Genomic DNA, 23,048 nt, shown 5'->3' on the forward strand with positions numbered 1-23,048 from the left:
CCAAGGCGAGGCTTGGGAGCGTCTCAGTGCAGGCCGATCGGCTGCTTGCCCATCTCGATGTACTGCAGCGCCGAGCGGCGCTTGCGTTGTCCATGGCCGGGCCATGCGAACAAAAGGAGGCTGGCGGCGCCCGTCGCCAGCGCCGGAACGGCGCTCAAGGCACCGACGTGCCACAGCAAGCCCACAGTGGCAAGGCACGCCACACACAGCATCCAGCGCATCCAATTCGTCATGGCAGTTTCCCCCGGCGGTTTTGACGCCACTTTAGCAGCGGATTTGAAAACAGAAGAACTAGTCGAACGTAATAGAAACGGAATAGTTAACACTATCGACCAATAGTCAACGGGGGGTTGTAGGCAAAATTCTGAAACAACGCTTGACGCGGCTCGAACCGATGTCGAACAGCTCGCGCTGTGAGCGGCTGCCCGACGCCGCCCCTTACCGGCTGGGCGTGCTCACGCCCTGAGACGGTGCCTCAGCGCAGCCAACCCACCGCCAACGGAAAGCTGAAGAACGCCGCCACGGTGGTCCAGAGGATGACGCGCGCGATGCGCCCGCTGTCGGCGCCGAAGCGCTCGGCCAGCATCGCCACGTTGCTCGCGCTCGGCAACGCGGCCACCAGCACGATCGCCACCAGCGCGCTGCGCTCCAGCGGCAGGCCCAGCGCCATTGCCGCGCGGCCCGCGCCGTAGACCAGCACGGGATGCGCCAGCAGCTTGATCGCCGCCACCGACAGCAGATCGGCAGTCCGCGCCGGCGAAAGCGCCCGCACCCCACTGCCCATGGCCTCGCCCACGCGCGCGCTGGCGCGATGCTCGTGGGCCAGCAGCGCCGAACGGGCCAGCACCGCGCCGATGGTGAACAGCGCCACCGGCGAAGCGGCGTCGCCCAGCATCGCGATCGTGCGCTCCAGCGGCCCAGGCAGGGCGAGGCCGGTGGCCGAGGCCAGCCCGCCGAGCAGGATGGCCCACGGCATCGGGTTCTGCACGATGCCGCGCAGCGCCTGCCGGGCCGCCCGGGCCGGGCCATGCGCATCGGCCCCGTCGAGGCGCGACAGCGCGATGCACAGCGAGGAGGTCAGCACCAGGTCCAGGGCGATGGTGATGATCATCGGCGACGCCGCCTGCGCGCCCAGAATCGCGATCAGCAGCGGCAGGCCCATGAAACCGGTGTTGGGAAAGGCGGCCACCAGCGCCCCGAAGGCCGCATCGTTCCAGACCAGGCCCTGCCGGCGCGCCAGCCCCACCGTCACGCCGACCACGAGCAGCGCGCAGCCGCCCCACACCAGCCCCACGCCGGCATCGAGCAGTTGCCCGATCGGCGCCCCCGCGCCGAAGCGGAACAGCATGCACGGTAGTGCGAAATAGAGCACGAAGGCATTGAGCCCCGGAATGGCGCCCAGCGGCAGCGCCCCGCAGCGCGCCGCCGCATAGCCGGCCGCGATCAGCGCGAAAAAGGGGAGCGTGACGGAAAGAATGTGCAGCACGCGGGCAATTGTCGTCGTGCGACATCACGACACAGCTTTCACACGGCCTTGCAAAGGATCGGCCCCGTATCATTGCCCGCTTTGCGCCCCTCCGTCGCCTTCATGTCCTCCGGTCTTAATCTCGCGCAACAAGAAGCCGTCAACTACCTGCATGGTCCCTGCCTGGTGCTCGCCGGCGCAGGCTCGGGCAAGACGCGCGTCATCACGCACAAGATCGCGCGGCTGATCCAGTCGGGACTGGCGCCCCAGCGCATCGCCGCCATCACCTTCACCAACAAGGCCGCAGCCGAGATGCGCGAGCGCGCCAAGAGCCTGATCGGGCGCGATGCGAACAAGGTGGTGGTCTGCACCTTCCATGCGCTGGGCGTGCGCATGATGCGCGAGGACGGCGGCGTGCTGGGCCTGAAGCCGGCCTTCAGCATCCTCGACAGCGACGACGTCACCAAGATTCTCAAGGATGCCGGCGGCACCACCGACGCCGCCACCGCGCGCATCTGGCAGTGGACCATCAGCAAGTGGAAGAACATGGGCCTCAACGCCGCGCAGGCAGAAGCCCAGGCGGCCGACGACAACGAACGCATCACGGCGCGCATCATGGCGCGCTACGAAGAGCGCCTGACCGCCTACCAGAGCGTGGACTTCGACGACCTCATCGGCATGCCGCTCAAGCTGCTGCAGCAGCACGAGGACGTGCGCGCCAAGTGGCAGGCGGCGCTCGGCCATGTTCTGGTCGACGAGTACCAGGACACCAACGCCACGCAGTACGAGGTGCTGAAGGCGCTGGTCGGGCAGCGCGGCCGCTTCACCGCGGTGGGCGACGACGACCAGTCGATCTATGGCTGGCGAGGCGCCACGCTGGACAACCTGCGCAAGCTGCCGGTCGACTTCCCCACGCTCAAGGTCATCAAGCTCGAGCAGAACTACCGCAGCACCAGCGCCATCCTGCGCGCGGCCAACAACGTGATCGGCCCCAACCCCAAGCTCTTTCCCAAGACCCTGTTCAGCGAGCTGGGCGAAGGCGAGCCGGTGCGCGTGGTCGACGCCGACAACGAGGCGCACGAGGCCGAGCGCGCGGTGGCGCGCATCCAGAGCCTGCGCGGCGGCGATGCGACCACGCAGGGCCAGCAGTTCAAGGAGTTCCGCGACTTCGCGATCCTCTACCGCGCCAACCACCAGGCGCGCGTGTTCGAGCAGGCCCTGCGCCGCGCGCAGATCCCCTACAAGGTCTCGGGCGGCCAGAGCTTCTTCGACCGGGCCGAGATCAAGGACCTGTGCGGGTGGTTCCGCCTGTGGGTCAACAATGACGACGACCCCGCATTCCTCCGTGCCGTGACCACGCCCAAGCGTGGCATCGGCCACACCACGCTGGCCAGCCTCGGCACCTTCGCGAGCCAGTACAAGCTGAGCCTGTTCGAGGCGCTGTTCTCGCCCTCGCTGCCCAGCGTGATGGCCAAGCGTGCGCTGGAAGGGCTGCACGAGTTCGGCCGCTACATCAACGACCTCGAATACCGCGCGCGGCGCACGATGGGCGCCGAGGATGCGCGTACCTTCCTGGCCGACTGGCTCAAGGAAATCGAGTACGAGAAGCACCTGTATGACGGCGAGGACAGCGAACAGGCCGCCGCCAGCCGCTGGACCAACGTGCTGGAGTTCTGCGACTGGATGTCGCAGCGTTGCGGCGGGCAGATCGCCGACGCTTCCGGTGCCACGGTCGAGAACGAGCGCAAGAGCCTGCTGGAAGTGGCGCAGACCATCTCGCTCCTGTCCACCATCAGCGAGCGCGAGAAGGACCAGAACGTGGTCACGCTCTCCACGCTGCATGCGTCCAAGGGCCTGGAGTGGCCGCACGTGATGCTGATCGGCGTGAACGAGGGCCTGCTGCCCTTCAAGCTCGAGGACGACGGCGGCCGGCAGCAGAAGGTCAGCGACGAAACGCTGACCCGCCTGCAGGAGGAGCGCCGCCTGATGTACGTCGGCATCACGCGCGCCCAGCGCAGCCTGGCCGTGAGCTGGACCAAGCGCCGCAAGCAGGGCCGCGAGATGGTGCCGGCGCAGCCCAGCCGCTTCATCGCCGAGATGGCCCTCGACAAGAAGACCATCAAGGAAGATCCGCGCGAGAAGCTCAAGGCGCTGCGCGCCGAGTTCGCGCGCAAGGCCCAGGACAACGCGGCCGCGGCGGCGGCTGCAGCGGCGGCGGCAGGCTCATGAGCCGCACGGCCGCTCCGAAGGCGAAGGTGCTCCAGTGAAGCGCCGGCTGTTGCTGCTGGCCCTGGGCCTGGCCGCGCGCGGCGCCCTGGCCCAGCCGGCCTGCCCCGCGAACGGCCGCGAGCTGCCCGCGGGCGCGCTCTATGGCCAATGGGAGGCGCGCATCGAAGGCGTCCCGGGCATTGCGCGCGTGCAGCTGGCGAAACACCCGGACTACGAAGGCGTCCGCGGCACCATCACGCGCGAGAGCGGCGCGAAGCCGCCGTCGGTGGCCCAGCTCGCAGGCGACATCGACGACGAGGGCCTGCTCAGCATCGACGAGTCGCTGGACGGCCGCGCCATCAGCGGCAACTGGCTGGGCGAGCTCCAGCCGGGCTCCTGCGGCAAGGAATTCAGGGGAACGTGGCGCAACGCGTCCGACGACAGCATGCATCCCTTCGTGCTGAACAAGACTGGCAGTTGGCAATGAAAAACACACGCACCACCATCACCTTCGCGACGCTCCTCGCCGGCCTCGGCATGGCGCTCGCGCAGGCCCAGCCCGCGCCGCAACCGGCCAGCCCGATGGCCGACGCGCAGCTGACCTGGCAGCAATGCCAGCGGCTCGCGAGCGACAAGGAAGCACGCCTGGCCTGCTTCGACCGCTGGGCCCAGCAGCAGACGCTGCCTGCGGCCGCGGTACCCGCGGCGCCGCCGGCGCTCGCCAACGCCCAGCCGACCGCACCCGTGGACGCCGCCCTGCCCGCCACGCGCGTCGTCTCCGTCGCGACCGCCGAGGGCTGCCGCGACGGCCAGTACTCCACGCTCTCGCGCTTCTGGGAACTCGAGAACGGCAGCGACTGCGGCACCTTCAGCTTCCGCGGCTACCGGCCGCTCAACGTGTCGTTCGCGACCGCGAACCACAAGCCCGAAACGCCGACCTCGCCCGCGGACGGCCACACCGGCACCTACATCCCCTACCAGGCCAACGAGATGCGCATCGGCCTGTCGGTGCGCACCAAGCTCGCCCAGGGCATGCTGACCCAGAACGACCCCGTCAAGAAGGATTCGCTGTGGTTCGGCTACAGCCAGCAGTCGACCTGGCAGATCTTCAACGGCGACATCTCGCGGCCCTTCCGCAGCACCGACCACGAGCCCGAGCTGATCTACGTTTACCCCACGGACTACCGGCTGCCGGGCGGCTGGCGCTGGCGTTATGCGGGCGTCGGCCTGGTGCACCAGTCGAACGGCCAGAGCCTGCCCTACTCGCGCAGCTGGAACCGTCTCTATCTGATGGGGGGCATGGAGCTGGACGACCGCTTCACGATCACCGGCCGCATCTGGCGACGCCTGCACGAGAGCGACGCCGACGACGACAACTCCGACATCTCGGACTACGTCGGCCGCGCCGAGGTCACGGGCCGCTGGAACCTCAACCGCGAGAACACCCTCGCCATGACGCTGCGCCACAACTTGCGCGAGAGCGGCCGCGGCTCGGTGCGCCTCGAGTGGCTCAAGGCGATCGGCGATTCGGCGAGGACCAACCTGCGCTTCCACACGCAGCTGTTCCACGGCTACGGCGACACCCTGGTCGACTACAACCGCAAGCGCACGGTACTGAGCATCGGGCTGAGCCTGGTCGACTTCTAGTGTGCTTCGCGCGGCGGGCTCGGCCGGCCGCGCGTCGGCGTTCGCGGGCAGCCGTTACTGCGCCTCGATGTTTGCCACCTTCATCAACTTCTCCGTCAGCGCAATCTCCGCCCGCAAGCTCTGCGCGAACTCCTCCGGCGTGCTCGGCACGACAGCTGCGCCGTTGGCCTCGAGCTTCTCCCGCACCTCGGGCGTCGCAAGCGCCTGCGTCAGCGCATCGCGCACCTTCTGCACCACCGGCGCCGGCGTGTCCTTCGGCAAGGCCAGCCCGCCGAAGGACACGAGCGAGATGCCAGGCACCCCGGCCTCGGCCAGCGTAGGCACCTTGTCCAGCCGCGAGTTGCGCGTTGGCGAGAGCACGGCCAGCGGCCGGAGCTTGCCGCCCTGGATGTGCGGCAACGCAGGCGAGACGAGCGCGATGGCGAAATCGACCTGCTTGCCGGCCACCGCATTGGTGGACTCAGAGGCGCCCTTGTACGGCACGTGCAAGGCCTTCGTGCCGGTGGCCGACAGGAGCAGCTCGGCGCCCATGTGGGAGGGCGTGCCGACGCCGCCGGAGGCATAAGCCATCTTCCCGGGGCTCTGGCGCAGGTGCTCGTCGAGCTCCTTCACGCTGGTGATGCCGGAGTCGGGCTGGACGACGAGGACCGAGTCCGACTGCGTGATGCGGCCGACGTGGATGAAGTCCTTCATCACGTCAAAGCCGGGTTTGCGGTACATGCGCATGTTGGTGGCCATGGGCGAGCCGCTGTAGACCCAGGTGTAGCCGTCGGCGGCCGCCTTGGCGGCGAGCTGGGCACCGATGTTGCCGGCGACGCCGCCGCGGTTCTCGATGACGACGGGCTGGCCGAGGATCTTCGACAGCGCCTCGCCGGTGATGCGCACGGTGGTGTCGGGCCCGGTACCGGCGAGGTACGGCACGATCCACTTGATGGGACGGCTGGGGTAGTCCTGCGCCTCGGCGGCGGCGGTGCCGGCGAGGGATGCTGCTGCTGCGGCGGCGGCGAAGACGAAAGCGCGGCAGGTCTTGTTCATGGGTGTGTCTCCTGGGGATGTTCTAGGCGAAAGAAGTCAGCCGATGGCATTGCCCAGCAGCTCCCGGGCAATGGTGTTGCGCTGGATCTCGCTGGTGCCGGTGAGTACGCGGTACATGCGCAGCAGCCGGAACAGGAACTCGACGCGGCTGCCCTGGACGATGCCCTCGCCGCCGTGCACCTGCACTGCGCGGTCGGCGATGCGGAACGCGGTCTCGGAGCAGAAGAGCTTGGCCATGGACGCATCGGCGCGCGCCTCGCCGCCGGCGTCGAGGCTGCGGGCCACGCCGAGCATGAGCGCGCGGGCGGCAGCGAGTTCGGTCGCCATGTCTGCCAGCAGGTGCTGTATGGCCTGGAACGCGCCAATGGGCTGGCCGAACTGGCGCCGGCGAGTGGCATGGGCGATGGAATCCTGCAGCGCGAGCCGTGCTAGGCCGAGCATGGCGGGGCAGTGCAGCAGACGGTTGACGGTGATGCGGCCGAGCGCAAGTGCCAAGCCCTTGCCCTGTTCGCCGATGAGGTTGGCGGCAGGGATGCGGCAGTCGGTGAGGACGATGTTGCCGGTGCTGGACTGGCCGGCCATTGTCTTGTAATCGGTCTCGACCTTGAAGCCGGGACGGTCGCGCTCGACGAAGAAGGCGGTGGTCTCGCGCCGCGCGGGGTCGTCGCTGGTGGAGGCGATGACGACGGCCATGTCGCAGAAGGGCGAGCCGGAGATGAAGCGCTTGGTGCCGTTGAGGACGAATTCGTCGCCCACGCGCACGGCGCGGGTCTGCACGGCGCCGGCATCCGACCCGGCCTCGGGTTCGGTGATGGCAAAGCAGATGGCCTTCTCGGCACGGGCCACGGGGAGGATGAAGCGCGCCATCTGGTCGGCCGTGGCGTGCTTGGCCAGGGCGCCGACGCGCGGCGGGCCGGACAGCTCGCCGAGCACGTGCGCAGCCAGTGGCGAGCCGCTGGCGTAGATGGCTTCCTTGATGAGGCAGTGGTCATGCACGCTGAATCCGGCGCCGCCAAGGGCCTCTGGCAGGGTCGCGCCGTAGAACCCGTGATCGCGCGAGCGGCGCCACACCTCGTCGAGTACTGGGCGGGGCGCGCCGGATTCGTAGTCGATGCGGTGCTCGGCGACGAGGGGCTGCAGCTCGTCGTGGATGAAGGCCTGCACGCGCTCGATGAAATCGCGCGCGGCTTCGGAGCCTTCGAAGCGCGTGGCCTGGGCATTGCGCAGTGCGCGCGCGGGGGTGGTGGTGGTCGCGTCCATGGCGTGGTCCTCCGTTCAGTTGACGCGCCGTTCGCGGCCGCGCCAGTAGGGCTCGCGCACGTCCTTGCGTGAGAGCTTGCCGTTGGCGTTCTTGGGCAGGTGGTCGGTGAACTCGACGGAGCGCGGGCGCTTGAAGTCGGCGAGGCGCCCTCGGCAGAAGTCGATGAGCTCGCCGGCCTCGGCCCGGGCGCCGTCCCGCAGCACGACGACGGCCTTGACCGATTCGCCCCAATGGTCGTCGGGCACGCCGATGACGCAGACCTCGTACACGGCAGCATGCTGGGCCAGCACCGCCTCGACCTCCGTGGGGTAGACGTTGAAGCCGCCGGAAACCAGCATCTCCTTCTTGCGGTCGACGATGTGGATGTAGCCCTCGCGGTCCACGCGGGCCAGGTCGCCCGTGTGCAGCCAGCCGTCGTCGCCGAGCGCTTCGCGGGTGGGCTCGGGGGCGCGCCAGAAGCCAGCGAAGACGTCGGGGCCGCGCACGCAGATCTCGCCGATCGCGTCGCCCTCGACGGGGCGGCCCTGGTCGTCGAGCACCTGGATGTCGGATTCGCAGGAGGGCCGCCCGCACGCCGAAAGCAGCTCGGGGCGGTCGCCCTCGATGGCGCGCGCATGGTCCTCGATGCCGAGCGCGATGACGCCACCGGTGGTTTCGCCGGCGCCGTAGCCTTGCGACAGCACCGGGCCGAAGGCGCCCCAGGCCTCGCGGATGCGCGCCGGGGACATGGGCGCTGCGCCGTAGGAGACCAGGCGCAGGCTGCTCAGGTCGCGGGTGCGGAGGCTGGGCTCGGCGAGCAATGCGTTGATCATCGCGGGGACGAAGAAGCACATGGTGACGCGGTGTTTCTCGACGGCCTCGAGGATCTCGGCCGGCTGGAAGCGTTCCATCAGCAGCACGGTGGCGCCCTGGTAGAGCATGGGCTGGATGAACATGCCGCTGGCGTGGGTGATGGGGCCGCATAGCATGAGCACGTCCCCCTTGCCCGCATGCATGCGGCCCATGACGATCTTGCGCAGCGATGCCATGCGGTTGCCCACGGTCTGCATCGCCGCCTTGAGCTTGCCGGTAGACCCGGAGGTGTAGTGCAGTACGGCGAGCTCCTCGGGGCGCATGTCGACGTGGATGTGCGCGTCGGAGGCCTGGGCCAGCAGGGCTTCGTAGTCGAGCCAGCCGCCGGTGGCGGGTGCGGGGCTGAAGGCGATGCGGTACGTCAGGCCTGCGACCGGCGCGGCGGCCTCGTCGACCATGCCGCGGTGCTCGGGGCCGGCGAGGCAAGCCACCGGCTCGGCGTTGGCGAGCGCATCGGCGAGCTCGGTGGGGGCGAGGCGCGCGTTGAGCGCGACCTTGACGAGCCCGGCCTTGTAAAGCGCGCATTCGAGCTCGACGATCTCCGGCCGGTTGGGCGAGACCACGGCGACGCGGTCGCCGCGCTGCAGGCCGAGGGCGAGCAGGGCGTGCGCGAGCCGGTTGGAGCGGCGTTCCAGCTCGGCGTAGCTGACCACGCCGTCGCGGAAGAGGATGGCGGGCCGGTCGGCCCAGAAGCGCGCACTGCGCGCGGTGTACATGCCGAGGTTCATGAGGTGACTCCGTATGGCTTCCAGTCTAGGAAAGCGGCAGGCTGCGTTGGATAAGCGAGCGGCCGGCTTTGATAAGCTGGCGTGATCACCAGACAAGGCCCCCTTGCGGGCCTGGAGGCCAGCGACATGGGCCTGCGGCTCGACGACATCGACTACTTCCTCGCCGTTGCAGAGCACGGCAAGGTGCGGGCTGCGGCGGCGGCTCTGAACGTCTCGCAACCCGCCATCACGCAGGGGCTCCAGCGGCTGGAGAAGGAGCTGGGCTTTCCGCTCTTCGAGCGCAGCAGCCGTGGCATGCAGCTGACGGCCGTGGCGGTGCAGTTCCGCGAGCGTACGCAGGCGCTGCGCGCGAGCCTGGGGGATGCGATCAAGGAGGCCGCGGACATGCACCTCGGCGAGTTGGGCTTGCTGCGCGTGGGCGTGTCGCCGCTTTACGCGCAGCGGCTGTTCGTCCCGGCGACGGTGGCGCTGCACCGCCAACGGCCAGCGGCGCGGCTGCGGCTGATGCTCAACTTGAACGATGCGCTGATGGCGGCGTTGCGGCTGGGGGACATCGACCTGTCGATCAACGCGCTGCCCGGCGTGATTCCGGCGGACCTGCACGCGCTGCCGCTGATCGACGACGCCCTGTGCCTGGTGGTGCGCGAGGACCATCCGCTGTTGTCGAAGCGGCGGCTGCGGCTGCAAGACCTGGTCGATGCGCAATGGATCCTGCCGGGGCCGGCCGTCGCGGCGCGGCGCAACGTGGAGGGCCGGCTGGCCGAGACCGGGCTACCGCCGCCGCGGGTGACGGTAGAGGTGAGCAACACGGCGGGCGGGCAGCTGAACCGTCTGGTCGCGCAGAGCGACCTGGTGTCGATCATGAGCGAGTCGCAACTGGGCATGGCCGTTGGCGAAGGATTGGCGCCGCTGCCGATGGCGGACGCGCGCTTCACCCGCACCATCGGTGCGCTGACACGCAAGGACGCGGCGCTGCCGCCACTGGCGACGCGCTTCCTGGAGCTGCTGGAGGAGACGGCGCGCGGGGAGACCGCACCTTCGCGTCTCCCCGCGCGCAGGGCTGGGCCCGGCTGAGCGCTCAGGCGACGATGTGCCGACGCTGCACTCGCACGAGTTCTTGATGCACGACGCCGCTGTCTCTGCCGGTGCAAAGTGCGAAATCGCCTACTCGCCCCGCCCGGCCACGCCGACAAGCGCAGCACGTGATCGCCCTACGCTCGATGGACGGCAGCGCGCCGGGCCTGCAGGGCCGGACCGGACCCGCTTCTTGCTCCACCACGGCTGCCGCAGAAAGGCTTCCAGATGACTCAAGTCCATGAACTGATGACCCGCGGCGTTCGCACCATGGCGCCCGGGGACAGCGTGACACGCGCGGCCCAGGCGATGGAAGAGCTCGACGTCGGCGTGCTCCCGGTCTGCGACGGCAACAAGCTGCTCGGCGTGATCACCGACCGGGACATCGCGGTCCGGGGCGTGGCGCGGGGAATCGCCCTCGAGAAATCGCCGGTGAAGGACATCATGTCGGACGACGTCTGCTGGTGCTACGCAGACGACGATGTCGACGATGCACTCGAGAAGATGAGCGCAGCCCAGGTGCGCAGGCTGCCGGTGGTCGACCGCGACAAGCGGCTGGTCGGCATCCTCTCGATCGGCGACGTGGCCGCGAAGGGGAACGCGAAGTCCACCGGCGAACCGCTGGGCAACATCTCAGAGCCCGCGCGGCCTGACCGATCGGGAGCCTCGAGTGCAAGCGGGGCCGCGCGAGGCGGTGCGTAGGCACCGCGGGAGCTCGGGCCGCGTTCGCTCAATCGACCGATGCACCCGAAAGCTTCACCACGCGTGACCAGCGTTCGATGTCCCGCCCGAGCTGCGCTGCCAAGGCCTCGGGCGTGCCGGCCACCAGATCTCCGCCGGCGTCCCGGATCTTCTTCTCGACGGCAGGGCTCTTGAGGACCTTCGTGATGGCGCCGTGGAGGTAGGCCACACGCTCGGGCGGCGTCCCGGCGGGGACGAAGAACCCGTACCAGTCCTCGTAGGTCATGTTCTTCATGCCCAGCTCGTCGAGCGTGGGGACGTTCTCGAAGACACCGACGCGGCGAGGGCTGGTGACCGCGAGCGCACGCACCATGCCCTGCTGGATGTGCCCCGCGACGGAGGAAGTCGAGGTGATCATGATCGCGACCTGGCCCCCCATCAAGTCGGCCAGCGCCGGAGCCGCACCGCGGTACGGCACGTGCGTCAGGGCAATGCCTGCATCCTTTTCGAGCACCACGCCGAGCAGATGCGACAGGGTGCCGTTGCCGGGCGTCGCGTAGGTCACTCGCTCCGCCTGGGCTTGCCTGCGCAGGTCGTCGATCGTCTTGAGCGGCGAGTTCGCAGCCACCACGATGGCCAGCGGTGCCGCGTTGATCTGCGTGATCGGAACAAAGTTCTTGAGCGGGTCGAAACCCGGCGCCCGATACAGGCTCGGGTTCACCGCCATGGTCGAGACCTGGGACACGAGCACGGTGTAGCCGTCCGCCTTGCTGTCGGCCACGTACTTCGCGCCGATGTTGCCGCCGGCCCCTCCCTTGTTCTCCGCGACGGCAGGCTGCCCCGTGACGGCCGCGAGCTCATTGGTGACGAGTCGCATGTGGTAATCGTTGCCGCCGCCCGGAGGGAAGGGCGACACCACGCGGATCGGCTGGCTGGGAAAGTCGCCACTCTTCGGCAACACCTGCGCGTGCGCCTGCGCCATCCATGCGCAGGCCAGGCCCGCGATCAGGCAGGCAGCACGGCGGACGGGCGTTCGGAAAGCAGGTGCGTGGGGCATCGGGGACTCCTCGAAGGTTCAGCGAAGGAGGTCCATGATGTCAGCCGGCCCCTGATCGATCGAGTCACTTTCAAAGCAAATTCGATAAGCATCCCTGATGGATCAGGGAACTTTCGAAGACGGCACACCCGGCATCACGGGTTGCCGGTCCAGTGCAGCCGGGTCTTGATCTGGTCGAAGACCTGGCGTGTCAGCGGATTGATCACGCGATTGCGCACATAAAGCCGGTACACCAGGTCCGGCAACGGCGGCAGTCCTTCCATCGGACCGAGGATGCGCAGTCCGCCGTCGAGCTGTTCCACCCCCCGCGCCGTGACGCCGATGCCGGCGCGCAGCGCGGCGCGAATGCCGATCAGGCTGCTGGACGTGTAGCGGGTCAGCCAGGCGACGCCCGCAGCATCGAGCGCCTCCTGCGCGAGGCGCCGGAAGATGCTGGGGCCGTCGGCCATGATCAATGGGATGGGCCGCGCGGGATCATGAACATAGCCGTCCCCGCACAGCCACACGGTGGGCGAGGTGCGAAGCACGACGCCCTCCAGGTCGGCATCGAGCCGGTTGGAGATCGCCATGTCGATCTCTCCGCGCTTGAGCGATTCCATCAGGAAGGGACTGCGGCCCACGTGGATGTCCAGCTGCAGCTTCGGAGAACTGCGCACCACCTCCGCCAGAAGGGGCGGCAGCATGGTGTCGGCCACGTCGTGCGGCGCACCGATGCGCAGCGTTCCCTCCAGCCTGCCTTGCTGCAGATGGCGCAGGGCTTCGTCGTTCATGGCCAGCATCTGGCGCGCGTAGACCAGCAGCCGCTCGCCGTGTTCCGTCAGGCGCTTCTGGCGCCCGCGCTTCTCGAACAGGGCGTGGCCGATCTGCTCCTCCAGGCGCTGCATCTGCTGCGTCACCGCCGACTGCGTCCGCCCCAGCTGTACCGCCGCGGCCCCGAAGCTTTCCTGGCCCACGATCGCCACCAGGGACCGCAGGAGCTCGAGGTCGAGGGTGTTCATTCATTAATGATACTGATGCTTTTTCTGCGAGCACTGCGTTGATCGCCACCCAGGCGAGGGCTAGAGTGGCTCTGGACGCACCGTGTTCCCGTTGCACGGACGCGCCGAAAAAATCAGGAGAGTCCCCCTTGAACACCGTGATCGAACAACGCAAGCAGGCCGTCGCATCGGCCATCGCCGACATGAAGAAGGCCATCGGCGATGCGGAGCCCACACGCCCTGCCCTGGCCGCCGTGCTGGCGTCCCTGCAGTCCATCGCGGGCCGGCCCGAGCTCTGGCAGGCGGACGATTTTCCGCCTCCCGAGCCGGGCGAGCACCAGGCCCGCTATCTGATCGCGGAGGATGAAGACCAGAGTTACGCGCTCTACCTGAACGTGATGCGTCCGGGCAAGCGGATCGTGCCGCACAACCACACGACCTGGGCCTGCATCGCGGCGGTCGAAGGCACCGAAATCAACCGCGTCTACGAACGCACGGACGATGCCTCGGTGCCCGGCCGGGGCACGCTGCGCGAAACCGGCCGCGTCCTGGTGGAGCCGGGCCACGGCATCGCCCTGATGCCCGAGGACATCCACTCGGTGCAGATCGAGGGCGAGCAGGTCATCCGCCACCTCCACATGTACGGGCGTGCGCTGGAGACGCTGACGCAGCGCACCAGCTACGACCTGGAGAAGGGCACCTGCCAGACCATGGGCATCGGGGTGCAAACCCGCCGCTGACGCTCCGCGTCGCCGCGCTCATCTGCCGGCGGCCGCCTCCTCCTCCTTTTCGCGCTTCCCATGACGATCGAACGCATCGCCCCTTCCCTCCTCAAGTCCTGGCTCCACGACGGCGACGAAATCGCCCTGCTCGACGTACGCGAACACGGCCAGTACGGCGAGGCCCACCTGTTTCATGCCACGCCCCTGCCGTACAGCCGGCTGGAGCTGGAAGTCCGGCGCCTTGTGCCGCGGCTGGATGCCCGGACCGTGGTGTATGACGATGGCGGCGAAGACGGCACCGGCGTGGCCCTGCGCGCGGCGGCACGGCTCGTGGCCCTCGGCTATCGCCGCGTGTGCGTGCTGGACGGCGGCACACGGGGCTGGCAGGCCGCCGGCTACGTGCTGTTCGCGGGCGTGAATCTGCCTTCCAAGACCTTCGGCGAGCTGGCCGAAAGGGCCTACCGCACACCCCGGGTAAGTGCGCCGCAGCTGGCGGCCATGATCGCGGGGCCCGCGCCGGTGGTGGTGCTGGACGGCCGCCCCGTCTCCGAGTTCAGGAAGATGAACATTCCGACCGCCACCTGCTGCCCCAACGGGGAGCTGGCGTACCGCGTGCGGTCCATCGTGCCCGACGACACCACGCCCATCGTGATCAACTGCGCCGGCCGCACCCGCTCGATCATCGGCGCGCAGACGCTCATCAACCTGGGCATTCCCAATCCCGTCTACGCGCTGGAGAACGGCACCCAGGGCTGGTTCCTGGCGGACCAGCGCCTGGAACACGGCGGCACGCGCCGCTACCCCGACGGCTCCGGGAGCCCGGTCCTGCGAGAGGCCGCGCAGAAACTGGCCGCGCGCTTCGACGTTCCGACCGTGAGCGCGGCCACCGTGCGGGCATGGTCCGGCGACGGCAGCCGCACGCTCTTCCTGTGCGACGTGCGCACGCCCGAGGAATTCGCGCACGGCAGCCTGCCCGGGGCGCAGCACACGCCGGGCGGACAGCTGATGCAGGCCTTCGACCAGTACGTGGGTGTGCGCAGTGCCAGGCTCGTGCTGTTCGACGACGACGGCGTGCGCGCGCCGACGGTGGCGAGCTGGCTGCGTCAGATGGGGCACGACGCCAGCGTGCTCGAAGGCGGGCTGGCCAGCGGCCTGGGGCTGGAAGCACCCGGCGCTCCGGTGCCGCCGCCCCTGGGCCGGATCTCCGTCCAGGAACTCGCCGCCCGCCTGGCCCGCGGCGACGTCGCCCTCGTGGACCTTCGTCCCGGCATGGCCTACCGCGCCGGCCACATCGACGGCGCACGGTGGTCCATTCGCCCCCGCGTGGCGGCCGACCTGGCGGGCGAAACCCGGCAGATCGTGCTGGTCGCCGACGAACCCGCGCTGGCAGCCTGGGCCATGACCGAATGGCAAGCCGCGCACCCGCCCCTGCTGCTGGAGGGTGGCATGGCCGCCTGGCAAGCCGCAGGAGCGGACGTGGTGGCCACGCCCGATCGGCCTGCCGATGCGGACTGCATCGACCACCTCTTCTTCGTCCATGACCGCCATGACGGCAACAAGGAGGCCGCGCGGCGCTACCTGTCCTGGGAGACCGGCCTCGTCGGCCAGCTCGACGCGCAGGAGCTGGCGTCGTTCCGCCTGCCGGCGCGAGCTGGCGCGCCGCACGCGGACGTCTGACCGGAGGAACGGCACCATGTCCAAGTCCGGCGCTCCCGCCACGCCCTCGCCCTTGGGCTTTCAGACACGGCTGCTGCACAGCGGCAAGGCGCCCGCCTTCGTCGGCGGCACCGCGGTCAACCCGCCGATCGTACGGGCCAGCACGGTGCTGTTCGCCGACGCGGCGCAGCAGCGCGAGATGCGTGCACGCCGCTCCCATGAGCGCGTCTTCAGCTATGGCGCGCGCGGCACGCCGACCGCCTTTGCCCTGGAAGATGCGGTGAGCGAACTGGAGGGGGCTTATCGCACCCGGCTGTTTCCCACCGGCCTGGCGGCGATCGGCATGGCACTGCTCGCCTACCTCAAGCCCGGCGACCACGTGCTGATCTCGGATGGGGTCTACCAGCCGGTGCGCCACCTGGCCCGCAGCTTCCTGGAGCCCTACGGCATCGCCTACAGCTTCTTCGCGGCCGACGGCCGCGACGCCGCCGCCGGCCTTCGGCCCGACACGCGCATGGTGTACGTTGAATGCCCTGCCTCGCTGGTCTATGAGATGTGCGACCTGCCCGCGCTCGCCCGCATGGCGCATGACCACGGCGCGCTGCTCGCCGCCGACAACACGTGGGGATCGGGCTTCCAGTATCAGCCCCTCGCCCTGGGCGCGGACATCTCGATCATGGCCGCGACCAAATATCTTTCCGGACACTCCGACGTGATGATGGGCACGGTGTCGACCACGCGGGATGCCTGGCAGCCCCTGGCCGAGCGCAGCGATGCCTTCGGCATGACCGTGAGCCCGGACGATGCGTGGCTGGTGCTGCGCGGCATGCGCTCGCTGTCGGCGAGGCTCCAGATGCACGAGCGCCATGCCCTTCAGGTGGCGCACTGGCTCCAGCGCCAGCCGCAGGTCTGCCGCGTGTTCTGTCCTGCATTGCCGGAGGACCCCGGCCACGCGCTGTGGCAGCGCGATTGCCGCGGCACGAACGGACTGGTCTCCTTCGAATGGCAGCCGGGAACCCGCACCGAACAGGTCGACAGGTTCATCGACGCCCTGTCGCTTTTCGGGCTGGGCGCTTCCTGGGGCGGCTACGAGAGCCTGGTCACGCCTGCCGCCATGACCGAGACCCGAACGGCCGTCGACTGGAGCCGGCGGGGTCCGGTCGTGCGCCTGCACATCGGGCTGGAAGACCCTGCGGATCTGCTGGCCGATCTCGAGCGCGGATTCGAAGCGTCGGCGCCTTCCTGATTTGCATCAGCGACAGATGCCGCGCACGACATCGGCCAGATGCGCGAGGCAACTCTCGACGTGCCGCGGCCGTCCCCTCAACGGGCGCTCATGCGCTCCGGCGACGTGGCGCGTTGAAGCGACGCAGCGCGAAGCCCGCCAGGACCGCGCCGGCAGCGAGCGCCATCAGCATGAAGTTCGTCGTCGAATCGGATTCGGGCGGTGCCGGAGGGTGCGCGACGGCCGCGGGCGCGGGCCGAGGCGCGGGCGGCGGGGCGGGCAGCTCGGCCGGCTGCGAGAAGGGATTCAGGATCGCGCCGCCCAGGCTTCTGTCGGACGCGGCCTCGACAGTCGTACTCGTGCCTGTACTCGTGCTCGTGCTCTTGTCTTGCCAGGCCGGCCACGTCCCATCGTTCGGAAAGACGACAGCGCCGTCGCTGGAAGCCTCGAGCGTGTTGACGCCGGTTTGCGCATGGGCGGATGGAAGAACCGCGGCGAGCAACAGCAGCACTGCGGTTGCGAGAATTTTTTGAATGGGGAGTTGCATGTGAGAGGTGCCGGTGCCTGCGGTTCATTCTGTGCCGCCCTCGTGACACACCCGTGAACCCAAAGGCGCCATGCTGCCGGCCTGTCGACGTTCAGATGACCATGGCCTCGAGCCAAGGCACTTCGGTACTCGCGAATGGCGCGCGCCTCGACGTGGCCATAGCCTCGTACTTTCTCGGCCAACGAGGCGATGGCCACGGCACTGCCGATTCGCTCCCGCTTCAGCTCGCCGAGCAGTCGACCCACCAACGCCTCGTACTCCACGACGAGGCGGCGCTGTTCGCGCGGCAGGGCAGCCGTCCTTCGATTTGTACGCGACTGTGTCACGGAGGTGCGCAAACACACCGGAATGCAGACTGGCCATCGCTTCGACACACCGTCGATACAAGCCCCATCTCTAATTCATCCATCGCAACAGGCTGAACAGAAGGAGCCCCATGAAAGCAACTCGAATCATCGCGGCAGCGCTGCTGATCGCCGGGAACGGCCTCACCATGCAGTTGGCGCAGGCGCAGCAGCCGGCGATTGGGCGCGCCGAGATCGTGCGGCACGACCTCGGAACACCAGGACGCGAGGCCGTTCAAGTGCGCGTCGACTTTGCTCCGGGGGCTGCGTTCGGCATGCACACGCACCCCGGCGAGGAGATCGCCTATGTGCTGGAAGGCACGCTGGAGTACCAGTTCGAGGGCAAGCCGCCGATCACGCTCAAGGCCGGCGAATCCTTGTTCATTCCCGCGGGGGCCGCCCACTCGGCCAGGAACGTCGGCGGCGGCAAGGCGTCGGAGCTCGCCACCTATCTGGTCGACAAGGGCAAGCCGCTCGTGGCGATCCACTAAGCGCCGGGCACAAGACCGGAGGCACCATGCGATCCCCTCTCAAGCATCTCGCCGTCGCCGCCATCGGCGCTCTCTTCTGTGCCGCAGGCTGGGCGCAGCCCGCCAGCGACATCGGCCGTCCTGCCGCCGTCATTCCACTCGTGGCGGAGCCGCCGCCAAAGCTCGTCGTGTACCCGCCCTTGGCCGACCCGCTCGCGCGCGGCGTCGTCATCGTCCAGTACCGGACCGAGAACGCGCGGATTATCCCGATCTTCGGCAAGAACGCCGCAGAGGTGTCGCCGCGGGTGGGCCACCTCCACGTGACCGTCGACGACCGGCCCGGCACCTGGGCCCACACCAGCGGCGATCCCATCATCGTGGTTGGATTGAAGCCCGGCCTGCACAAGATGCTGATCGAACTTGCCGACCCGAATCACAAGATCCTCGCCAGCGAGACCCTCGCGGTGACCGTGCCGGAGCAGCCGGGATCCATGCCGCACCAGCACTGAAGGCTTGCGCCAGTTCCGGCACTGGCTCCTCAACCCCGTCAATCTCATACCTCAGGACGCTCACATGTCAGATGCATTCCTCCTGCCCAGGCGCTCGTTCCTCGGTGCCGCGGCGCTCGGCGTTGCTGCCTCCCAACTCACAGCCCGGTCGGCTCTGGCGCAGGCTGTGCCTTCTCCGGACACGCGCCGAGCATCGCCGCTGCAACGGCTCGAGCCGCTCAAGCGCATCGAGGCAGGTGTGCTCGACGTGGAGTACTTCGAAGCCGGCCCCGCCGACGGAGCCCCTGTGATTCTTCTGCACGGCTGGCCCTACGACATTCACACCTATGTCGACGTGGCGCCGTTGCTGGCCGCGGCCGGACGCAGGGTGATCGTCCCGCACCTGCGCGGGTACGGCGGGACCCGCTTCCTTTCCGAAACATCCGTGCGCAACGGCCAGCAGGCCGCCATCGCTGCCGACATGGTGGCCCTGATGGACGCCCTGAAGATCGAGAAGGCCACCGTTGCAGGCTGCGACTGGGGCGCGCGAACCGCCTGCATCATGGCGGCGCTGTGGCCCGCGCGCGTGACCGCGCTGGTGTCCGTCAGCGGCTACCTGATCGGCAGCCAGCAAGCCGGCAAGCTTCCCCTTTCGCCGCAGGCGGAGTTGCAATGGTGGTACCAGTACTACCTCGCCACGGAACGGGGCCGGCTGGGCTACGAGAAGAACCGGCATGAGTTCGCCAGGCTGATCTGGCAGACCGCATCGCCGAAATGGGCCTTCGATGCCGCGAACTTCGAGCGCAGCGCAAGTGCGTTCGAGAACCCCGACCACGTGAGCATCGTGGTCCACAACTACCGCTGGCGGCTGGGCCTTGCCGAAGGCGAGGCGAAGTATGGCGAGCTGGAGGCGCGGCTTGCGCAAGGCCCGCTCATCACCGTGCCGACCATCACCCTCGAGGGCGACGCCAACGGCGCACCGCATCCGGAACCGAGTGCCTACGCGAAGAAGTTCTCGGGGCGCTACGAGCACCGGCTCATCAGCGGCGGCGTGGGGCACAACCTGCCGCAGGAGGCGCCCGAAGCCTTTGCAGCCGCGGTCATGGATGTCACACGCCTCTGACGATCGGGCCAGTCCCGCGCAGCCGCTTCGACTCGACCGATGGGCGACTCGGCCGGACTGCCGCGGGTCAGTGCGGCCAGCGCTCGGGCACCGATGCCATCGAAGCCCTCGGTAGCAGCCATTCGATGCCCACCCGGTTGAAAGCCGGGGCGTTCTCGATGTTGCTCAGGTGGCCGGCATCGGGCAGGACACTGACCGGCGCACCCCCGAGTTTCGCGGCCATCTCGCGATGCATGGCGGGCGGTGTCAGGCTGTCGTCGGCGCCGACGACGAAATGGGCCGGTGCCACGATCTGCGAGATGTCGCCGAGTACCACCTGCTCCACAGTCGCCTGCAGGGCCTTGATGTAGGAGTCCTTGTGCAGCGCCGCGATGCTGTCCACCAGCTGCTGCAGCTGGGCCGGTGTGGCCTTGGGTCCGACCAGCGAACGCGCGACGGCGTCGGCGATGTCGGCTGGTTGCTTGCCCGCAAGCAGGGGCGCCCGCCGGCTGTCGACGAAGGCCTGCCGCTGCGCGGGACTGAAGGCCTCGAAGCCTTCGTGCGTGTCGAGCAGGGTCAGCGTGGCGATGCGCCCGGGATGCAGCAGCGCCGCGCGCATGGCGATGCGCCCGCCCATCGACAGGCCCACCAGGTGCGCGCGCTGCGCGCCGAAATGGTCGAGCACGCGCAGCACGTCGTCGACGAAGTCGTCGAAGGCAAGTGGGCCTTCGTAGTCCTCGCTCTCGCCGTAGCCGCGCGCGTCCCATGCGACGCAGGCGAAATGCGCTGCGAACGCCGGCAGTTGCGCGTGCCAGTTGCTGCGGTTGCCGCCGATGCCATGCATGAAGAGTGCGAGCGGCCCGGCACCCGCCAGGTCGACCGCCAGCGACGGCGTGCCCGGAATCCGATGGGTGGTGAAAGTCATGTTCAGAGTCCCAGGTAGGCCTGCCGGATGCGGGGGTCGCCGGCGATGTCCGCGGCCGGTCCCTCGGCGGCGACGCGGCCGTTTTCGACGACGTAGGCGTGGCTGGCAACTTCGAGCGTGCGGTGCACGTCCTGTTCGGCCAGCAGCAGTGTGAGCCCCTCCCCGGCCAGCCGGCGCACGAGCGAGAAGATCTCGAGCGCCATCACGGGTGCGAGGCCCAGCGTGGGTTCGTCCAGCAGCATCAGCCTCGGCTCTGCCATGAGGCCTCGCCCGATGGCGAGCATCTGCTGCTCGCCGCCGGACAAGGTCACGGCAGGCTGGCCGCTGCGCTCGCGCAGGCGCGGAAAGACATCGAACACGCGTTCCACGTTCTGCCGCCAGCGCGGCCGCGCGCGCTCGTTGATACCGCCGAGCCGCAGGTTCTCGTGCACCGTGAGCGAGGGGAAGACCATCCGTCCCTCGGGCACCAGCACCAGCCCGGACAGCACGCGGCGGTTCGCGGCGACGCGCCCGATGTCTTCGCCGAGGAAGCGCACGCGCCCGCCCTGCACCGGCAGCAGCCCGCAGAGGGTCTTCATCAGCGTCGTCTTGCCCGCGCCGTTGGCGCCGAGCAGCGCGGTGACGCCGCCCTCGCGCACTTGCATCGAGAGGCCATGGACGACCTTCGTCACGCCGTAGCCAGCCACCAGGCCATCGATCTCCAGCATGGCCGCCGCGCTCATAAGGCAACCTCTGCGCTGCGCGCTGCGGTGCTATTCGACTTGGGAACGGCCCGGTGTCTCATGCATGCGCTCCGAAATACACCGACAGCACCTTCTCGTTCTCGCCGATCTCGGCCGGCGTGCCCTCGGCGATCAGCTCCCCGTGGTGCAGCACCACGATACGGCCGCACAGCTCCATCAATGCGCGCATCACGTGCTCGATGACCAGCAGGGTGAGACCGCGCGCGGCTTGCAGGCGGCGCAGGCTTTCGAGCATCTGACCGACCTCGGTCGGCGTGAGGCCGGCCATCACCTCGTCCAGCAGAAGCAGCCGGGCACCGGTGGCCACGCAGCGTGCAATTTCCAGGCGCTTCTGTCCCGAGAGCGTCAGGGCAGAAGCCGGGCGATGCGCAAGGTCGGCCAGGCCGAGCTCCTCGAGCACCTGCATCGACGAGGCATCGGCCTGCTCCCGGCGGCGCAGCTGCGCGCGGCCGAACATGGCACCGGTGCGCAGGTTCTCCAGCACGGTCAGCGAAGGAAAGGGCTTGACGATCTGGAAGGTGCGCGCGACGCCGAGGCGGCAGATCTGGTCCGGCCGCAGTCCGACGATGGGCGTGCCGTCGAAGTCGATGCCGCCTTCGCTCGGCCGGGTGTTGCCGGCGATCAGGCTGAAGAGCGTGGTCTTGCCGGCGCCGTTGGCGCCCATCACCCCGACGATGTGCCCGGCCGGTACGTCGAACGAGACTCCATGGAGCGCGGTGAGCCCGCCGAAGCGCTTGCCGAGCCCGCGGATGGCCAGCAGCGCGCTCACAAGGCAACCTCCGCCCTGCGGGCTGCGGTGCTATTCGCCTTCGGAGCGGCCGTGCGGCTCACTGGAGTACCTTCGCCTTCGGCTGCGGTGCTATGAGCCTTCGGAGCGGCCGTGCGGCTCATGACTTCGCCTCAGATGCGCTCGACGCACGGGCCGCGCGCCGTCGCGCCCAGGCCTCCGGCAGGCCGACCAGGCCGTTGGGCAGCACCAGCACGAAGGTGATGAGGATCGCTCCGAGGATGATCATGTACAGCAGCGGTGCATGCGCCCACAGCAGCTCCTGGATCGCGAACAGGAACACCACGCCGAGCACCGGCCCCTTGGCGTTGTCGCCGCCGCCGAGGATGGCCATGGCGATGACGGTGATCGAGATCATCGGATCGAACACGCCGCCGACCACGAAGTAGGTCGAGCGCAGCGCCATGACCGCGCCCACCATGCCCGGGATGGCGGCCGACAGCACGAAGGCGAGGAGCTTGAAGCGCACCACGGGCACGCCCAGCGTCTCGGCGGCCTCCTCGTTCTCGCGCAGGGAACGCAGCCCGTGCCCGAATCGCGAGCCGCTGACCCAGGTCAGCAGGCCGGTGGCCAGCACGGCCAGCGCGAACATCAGGAAGTAGACGACCACCAGGTCCGGCGTGCCGAAGAGGATGCGGCTGGCCGTCCCGCCGGCCGACTCCGCCGCCATGATGCTGAACTTCACCAGCTCGGCAAGGCCGAAGGTGAGGATCACGAAGTACGGACCGCGCACCCGCAGCACCGGCAGGCCTACCAGCGCCGCGAAGACCGCCGCCAGGAGGCCGGCACCGAGGATGACCAGCACGAAGGGCAGTTGCTGCCAGCTCACCACCATCAGGTAGGCACCGAGCCCGTAGAAGACCACGTGCCCCAGCGAGACGTAGCCGGTCATCTTCGAAAGCACGCACCAGCTCTGCGTGAGTGCCAGCCACATCAGCAGCGACAGCCCCGTGCCGACGAGGTAGTCGTTGGCGACGAAGGGCAGGACCGCGAGCGCGGCGACGCCGATGGCCAGGACCGACAGCCAGGCGCGCTCGCTCGGCGGGAGCTTCAT

General features: G+C 68.9%; 23 protein-coding genes and 1 pseudogene. 11 read left to right on the plus strand and 13 right to left on the minus strand.

What is annotated here, in order from left to right:
* Positions 1 to 23: 23 nt before the first annotated feature.
* Both ACMGEZ_RS25630 and ACMGEZ_RS25635 read right to left on the minus strand, forming a co-directional pair.
* On the minus strand, positions 24 to 233 hold the full coding sequence (locus tag ACMGEZ_RS25630; RefSeq protein ID WP_436825104.1) for a hypothetical protein: 210 nt from the start codon (positions 231 to 233) through the stop codon (positions 24 to 26).
* Positions 234 to 475: 242 nt separating this feature from the next.
* Positions 476 to 1,486 carry an AEC family transporter gene (locus ACMGEZ_RS25635; protein ID WP_436825105.1) on the minus strand — a complete coding sequence of 337 codons (1,011 nt, stop codon included), beginning with the start codon at positions 1,484 to 1,486 and terminating at the stop codon, positions 476 to 478.
* Between the two features lie 102 nt (positions 1,487 to 1,588).
* Between ACMGEZ_RS25635 and ACMGEZ_RS25640 the strand changes: the two genes are divergently transcribed.
* Genes ACMGEZ_RS25640 through ACMGEZ_RS25650 form a run of 3 tightly spaced genes read left to right on the plus strand, consistent with a single transcriptional unit; the run spans position 1,589 to position 5,320 of the window.
* The gene (locus tag ACMGEZ_RS25640) at positions 1,589 to 3,694 is read left to right on the plus strand and encodes an ATP-dependent helicase (RefSeq protein WP_436825106.1); all 2,106 of its coding nucleotides are present in this window, start codon (positions 1,589 to 1,591) and stop codon (positions 3,692 to 3,694) included.
* A 34-nt stretch (positions 3,695 to 3,728) separates the two neighbouring features.
* A complete protein-coding gene (locus tag ACMGEZ_RS25645; protein ID WP_436825107.1) occupies positions 3,729 to 4,160 on the plus strand; it encodes a hypothetical protein in 432 nt (143 codons plus the stop codon).
* Positions 4,157 to 5,320, plus strand: coding sequence for a phospholipase A (locus tag ACMGEZ_RS25650; RefSeq protein ID WP_436825108.1), 1,164 nt, complete (start codon positions 4,157 to 4,159; stop codon positions 5,318 to 5,320). The genes ACMGEZ_RS25645 and ACMGEZ_RS25650 overlap by 4 nt, the downstream gene beginning before the upstream one ends.
* A gap of 54 nt (positions 5,321 to 5,374) precedes the next feature.
* Here ACMGEZ_RS25650 and ACMGEZ_RS25655 read toward each other — a convergent pair whose 3' ends face one another.
* From ACMGEZ_RS25655 to ACMGEZ_RS25665, 3 genes are read right to left on the minus strand one after another with little or no spacing between them, the layout of a single operon-like run.
* Positions 5,375 to 6,355 carry a Bug family tripartite tricarboxylate transporter substrate binding protein gene (locus ACMGEZ_RS25655; protein ID WP_436825109.1) on the minus strand — a complete coding sequence of 327 codons (981 nt, stop codon included), beginning with the start codon at positions 6,353 to 6,355 and terminating at the stop codon, positions 5,375 to 5,377.
* Positions 6,356 to 6,391: 36 nt separating this feature from the next.
* Complete coding sequence (locus tag ACMGEZ_RS25660; protein ID WP_436825110.1) at positions 6,392 to 7,615, minus strand: acyl-CoA dehydrogenase family protein; 1,224 nt, start codon at positions 7,613 to 7,615, stop codon at positions 6,392 to 6,394.
* A gap of 15 nt (positions 7,616 to 7,630) precedes the next feature.
* Positions 7,631 to 9,196 (minus strand): AMP-binding protein, encoded by a 1,566-nt coding sequence (locus ACMGEZ_RS25665; RefSeq protein WP_436825111.1) that lies wholly within the window; start codon positions 9,194 to 9,196, stop codon positions 7,631 to 7,633.
* Between the two features lie 81 nt (positions 9,197 to 9,277).
* Between ACMGEZ_RS25665 and ACMGEZ_RS25670 the strand changes: the two genes are divergently transcribed.
* Together ACMGEZ_RS25670 and ACMGEZ_RS25675 are read left to right on the plus strand one after the other, a co-directional pair.
* Positions 9,278 to 10,270, plus strand: a complete 993-nt coding sequence (locus ACMGEZ_RS25670) for a LysR family transcriptional regulator (protein WP_436825112.1) — start codon at positions 9,278 to 9,280, stop codon at positions 10,268 to 10,270.
* A 228-nt stretch (positions 10,271 to 10,498) separates the two neighbouring features.
* The gene (locus ACMGEZ_RS25675; RefSeq protein ID WP_436825113.1) at positions 10,499 to 10,972 is read left to right on the plus strand and encodes a CBS domain-containing protein; all 474 of its coding nucleotides are present in this window, start codon (positions 10,499 to 10,501) and stop codon (positions 10,970 to 10,972) included.
* A 28-nt stretch (positions 10,973 to 11,000) separates the two neighbouring features.
* Here the strand turns inward: ACMGEZ_RS25675 and ACMGEZ_RS25680 are convergent, their stop codons facing one another.
* Together ACMGEZ_RS25680 and ACMGEZ_RS25685 are read right to left on the minus strand one after the other, a co-directional pair.
* Entirely contained in the window at positions 11,001 to 12,008 is a 1,008-nt protein-coding gene (locus tag ACMGEZ_RS25680) for a Bug family tripartite tricarboxylate transporter substrate binding protein (protein WP_436825114.1), read from the minus strand.
* Between the two features lie 134 nt (positions 12,009 to 12,142).
* Positions 12,143 to 13,006, minus strand: coding sequence for a LysR substrate-binding domain-containing protein (locus ACMGEZ_RS25685; protein WP_436825115.1), 864 nt, complete (start codon positions 13,004 to 13,006; stop codon positions 12,143 to 12,145).
* Between the two features lie 128 nt (positions 13,007 to 13,134).
* Between ACMGEZ_RS25685 and ACMGEZ_RS25690 the strand changes: the two genes are divergently transcribed.
* The 3 genes from ACMGEZ_RS25690 to metC are packed head-to-tail and all read left to right on the plus strand — an operon-like array spanning position 13,135 to position 16,609.
* Positions 13,135 to 13,725: a cysteine dioxygenase family protein gene (locus ACMGEZ_RS25690; RefSeq protein WP_436825116.1), complete on the plus strand. Its 591-nt coding sequence runs from the start codon at positions 13,135 to 13,137 to the stop codon at positions 13,723 to 13,725.
* Between the two features lie 60 nt (positions 13,726 to 13,785).
* Positions 13,786 to 15,384, plus strand: coding sequence for a rhodanese-like domain-containing protein (locus ACMGEZ_RS25695; protein WP_436825117.1), 1,599 nt, complete (start codon positions 13,786 to 13,788; stop codon positions 15,382 to 15,384).
* A 16-nt stretch (positions 15,385 to 15,400) separates the two neighbouring features.
* Positions 15,401 to 16,609 (plus strand): cystathionine beta-lyase, encoded by a 1,209-nt coding sequence (gene metC, locus ACMGEZ_RS25700; protein WP_436825118.1) that lies wholly within the window; start codon positions 15,401 to 15,403, stop codon positions 16,607 to 16,609.
* 88 nt (positions 16,610 to 16,697) lie between these two features.
* On the opposite strand, the gene ACMGEZ_RS25705 is transcribed toward metC, so the two are convergent.
* Together ACMGEZ_RS25705 and ACMGEZ_RS25710 are read right to left on the minus strand one after the other, a co-directional pair.
* Complete coding sequence (locus ACMGEZ_RS25705) at positions 16,698 to 17,135, minus strand: hypothetical protein (protein ID WP_436825154.1); 438 nt, start codon at positions 17,133 to 17,135, stop codon at positions 16,698 to 16,700.
* 125 nt (positions 17,136 to 17,260) lie between these two features.
* A pseudogene (locus tag ACMGEZ_RS25710) lies at positions 17,261 to 17,509 on the minus strand (DUF6537 domain-containing protein); the annotation flags it as partial.
* A gap of 62 nt (positions 17,510 to 17,571) precedes the next feature.
* Between ACMGEZ_RS25710 and ACMGEZ_RS25715 the strand changes: the two are divergent.
* From ACMGEZ_RS25715 to ACMGEZ_RS25725, 3 genes are all read left to right on the plus strand, one after another.
* Positions 17,572 to 17,970, plus strand: coding sequence for a cupin domain-containing protein (locus tag ACMGEZ_RS25715; protein WP_436825119.1), 399 nt, complete (start codon positions 17,572 to 17,574; stop codon positions 17,968 to 17,970).
* Between the two features lie 26 nt (positions 17,971 to 17,996).
* Positions 17,997 to 18,458 (plus strand): DUF6130 family protein, encoded by a 462-nt coding sequence (locus ACMGEZ_RS25720; protein WP_436825120.1) that lies wholly within the window; start codon positions 17,997 to 17,999, stop codon positions 18,456 to 18,458.
* Positions 18,459 to 18,522: 64 nt separating this feature from the next.
* Complete coding sequence (locus ACMGEZ_RS25725; RefSeq protein ID WP_436825121.1) at positions 18,523 to 19,560, plus strand: alpha/beta fold hydrolase; 1,038 nt, start codon at positions 18,523 to 18,525, stop codon at positions 19,558 to 19,560.
* Positions 19,561 to 19,627: 67 nt separating this feature from the next.
* On the opposite strand, the gene ACMGEZ_RS25730 is transcribed toward ACMGEZ_RS25725, so the two are convergent.
* From ACMGEZ_RS25730 to ACMGEZ_RS25745, 4 genes are all read right to left on the minus strand, one after another.
* The gene (locus tag ACMGEZ_RS25730; RefSeq protein ID WP_436825122.1) at positions 19,628 to 20,464 is read right to left on the minus strand and encodes an alpha/beta fold hydrolase; all 837 of its coding nucleotides are present in this window, start codon (positions 20,462 to 20,464) and stop codon (positions 19,628 to 19,630) included.
* A gap of 2 nt (positions 20,465 to 20,466) precedes the next feature.
* Positions 20,467 to 21,186 (minus strand): ABC transporter ATP-binding protein, encoded by a 720-nt coding sequence (locus tag ACMGEZ_RS25735; protein WP_436825123.1) that lies wholly within the window; start codon positions 21,184 to 21,186, stop codon positions 20,467 to 20,469.
* A gap of 58 nt (positions 21,187 to 21,244) precedes the next feature.
* Entirely contained in the window at positions 21,245 to 21,976 is a 732-nt protein-coding gene (locus ACMGEZ_RS25740; RefSeq protein WP_436825124.1) for an ABC transporter ATP-binding protein, read from the minus strand.
* Positions 21,977 to 22,094: 118 nt separating this feature from the next.
* A complete protein-coding gene (locus ACMGEZ_RS25745) occupies positions 22,095 to 23,048 on the minus strand; it encodes a branched-chain amino acid ABC transporter permease (protein WP_436825125.1) in 954 nt (317 codons plus the stop codon).

This window comes from Variovorax stachyos (genome assembly GCF_051400855.1).
Classification (GTDB): Bacteria; Pseudomonadota; Gammaproteobacteria; order Burkholderiales; family Burkholderiaceae_C; genus Variovorax.

What these genes read in the sequence shown, in the direction of transcription:
- ACMGEZ_RS25665 (WP_436825111.1), bottom strand. Translation starts at nt 9,196, where the DNA reads ATGAACCTCGGCATGTACACCGCGCGCAGTGCGCGCTTCTGGGCCGAC.
- ACMGEZ_RS25715 (WP_436825119.1), top strand. Translation starts at nt 17,572, where the DNA reads ATGAAAGCAACTCGAATCATCGCGGCAGCGCTGCTGATCGCCGGGAAC.
- ACMGEZ_RS25675 (WP_436825113.1), top strand. Translation starts at nt 10,499, where the DNA reads ATGACTCAAGTCCATGAACTGATGACCCGCGGCGTTCGCACCATGGCG.
- ACMGEZ_RS25720 (WP_436825120.1), top strand. Translation starts at nt 17,997, where the DNA reads ATGCGATCCCCTCTCAAGCATCTCGCCGTCGCCGCCATCGGCGCTCTC.
- ACMGEZ_RS25730 (WP_436825122.1), bottom strand. Translation starts at nt 20,464, where the DNA reads ATGACTTTCACCACCCATCGGATTCCGGGCACGCCGTCGCTGGCGGTC.
- ACMGEZ_RS25660 (WP_436825110.1), bottom strand. Translation starts at nt 7,615, where the DNA reads ATGGACGCGACCACCACCACCCCCGCGCGCGCACTGCGCAATGCCCAG.
- ACMGEZ_RS25735 (WP_436825123.1), bottom strand. Translation starts at nt 21,186, where the DNA reads ATGAGCGCGGCGGCCATGCTGGAGATCGATGGCCTGGTGGCTGGCTAC.
- ACMGEZ_RS25650 (WP_436825108.1), top strand. Translation starts at nt 4,157, where the DNA reads ATGAAAAACACACGCACCACCATCACCTTCGCGACGCTCCTCGCCGGC.
- ACMGEZ_RS25745 (WP_436825125.1), bottom strand. Translation starts at nt 23,048, where the DNA reads ATGAAGCTCCCGCCGAGCGAGCGCGCCTGGCTGTCGGTCCTGGCCATC.
- ACMGEZ_RS25695 (WP_436825117.1), top strand. Translation starts at nt 13,786, where the DNA reads ATGACGATCGAACGCATCGCCCCTTCCCTCCTCAAGTCCTGGCTCCAC.
- ACMGEZ_RS25685 (WP_436825115.1), bottom strand. Translation starts at nt 13,006, where the DNA reads ATGAACACCCTCGACCTCGAGCTCCTGCGGTCCCTGGTGGCGATCGTG.
- ACMGEZ_RS25655 (WP_436825109.1), bottom strand. Translation starts at nt 6,355, where the DNA reads ATGAACAAGACCTGCCGCGCTTTCGTCTTCGCCGCCGCCGCAGCAGCA.
- ACMGEZ_RS25705 (WP_436825154.1), bottom strand. Translation starts at nt 17,135, where the DNA reads ATGCAACTCCCCATTCAAAAAATTCTCGCAACCGCAGTGCTGCTGTTG.
- ACMGEZ_RS25630 (WP_436825104.1), bottom strand. Translation starts at nt 233, where the DNA reads ATGACGAATTGGATGCGCTGGATGCTGTGTGTGGCGTGCCTTGCCACT.
- metC (WP_436825118.1), top strand. Translation starts at nt 15,401, where the DNA reads ATGTCCAAGTCCGGCGCTCCCGCCACGCCCTCGCCCTTGGGCTTTCAG.
- ACMGEZ_RS25680 (WP_436825114.1), bottom strand. Translation starts at nt 12,008, where the DNA reads ATGCCCCACGCACCTGCTTTCCGAACGCCCGTCCGCCGTGCTGCCTGC.
- ACMGEZ_RS25640 (WP_436825106.1), top strand. Translation starts at nt 1,589, where the DNA reads ATGTCCTCCGGTCTTAATCTCGCGCAACAAGAAGCCGTCAACTACCTG.
- ACMGEZ_RS25725 (WP_436825121.1), top strand. Translation starts at nt 18,523, where the DNA reads ATGTCAGATGCATTCCTCCTGCCCAGGCGCTCGTTCCTCGGTGCCGCG.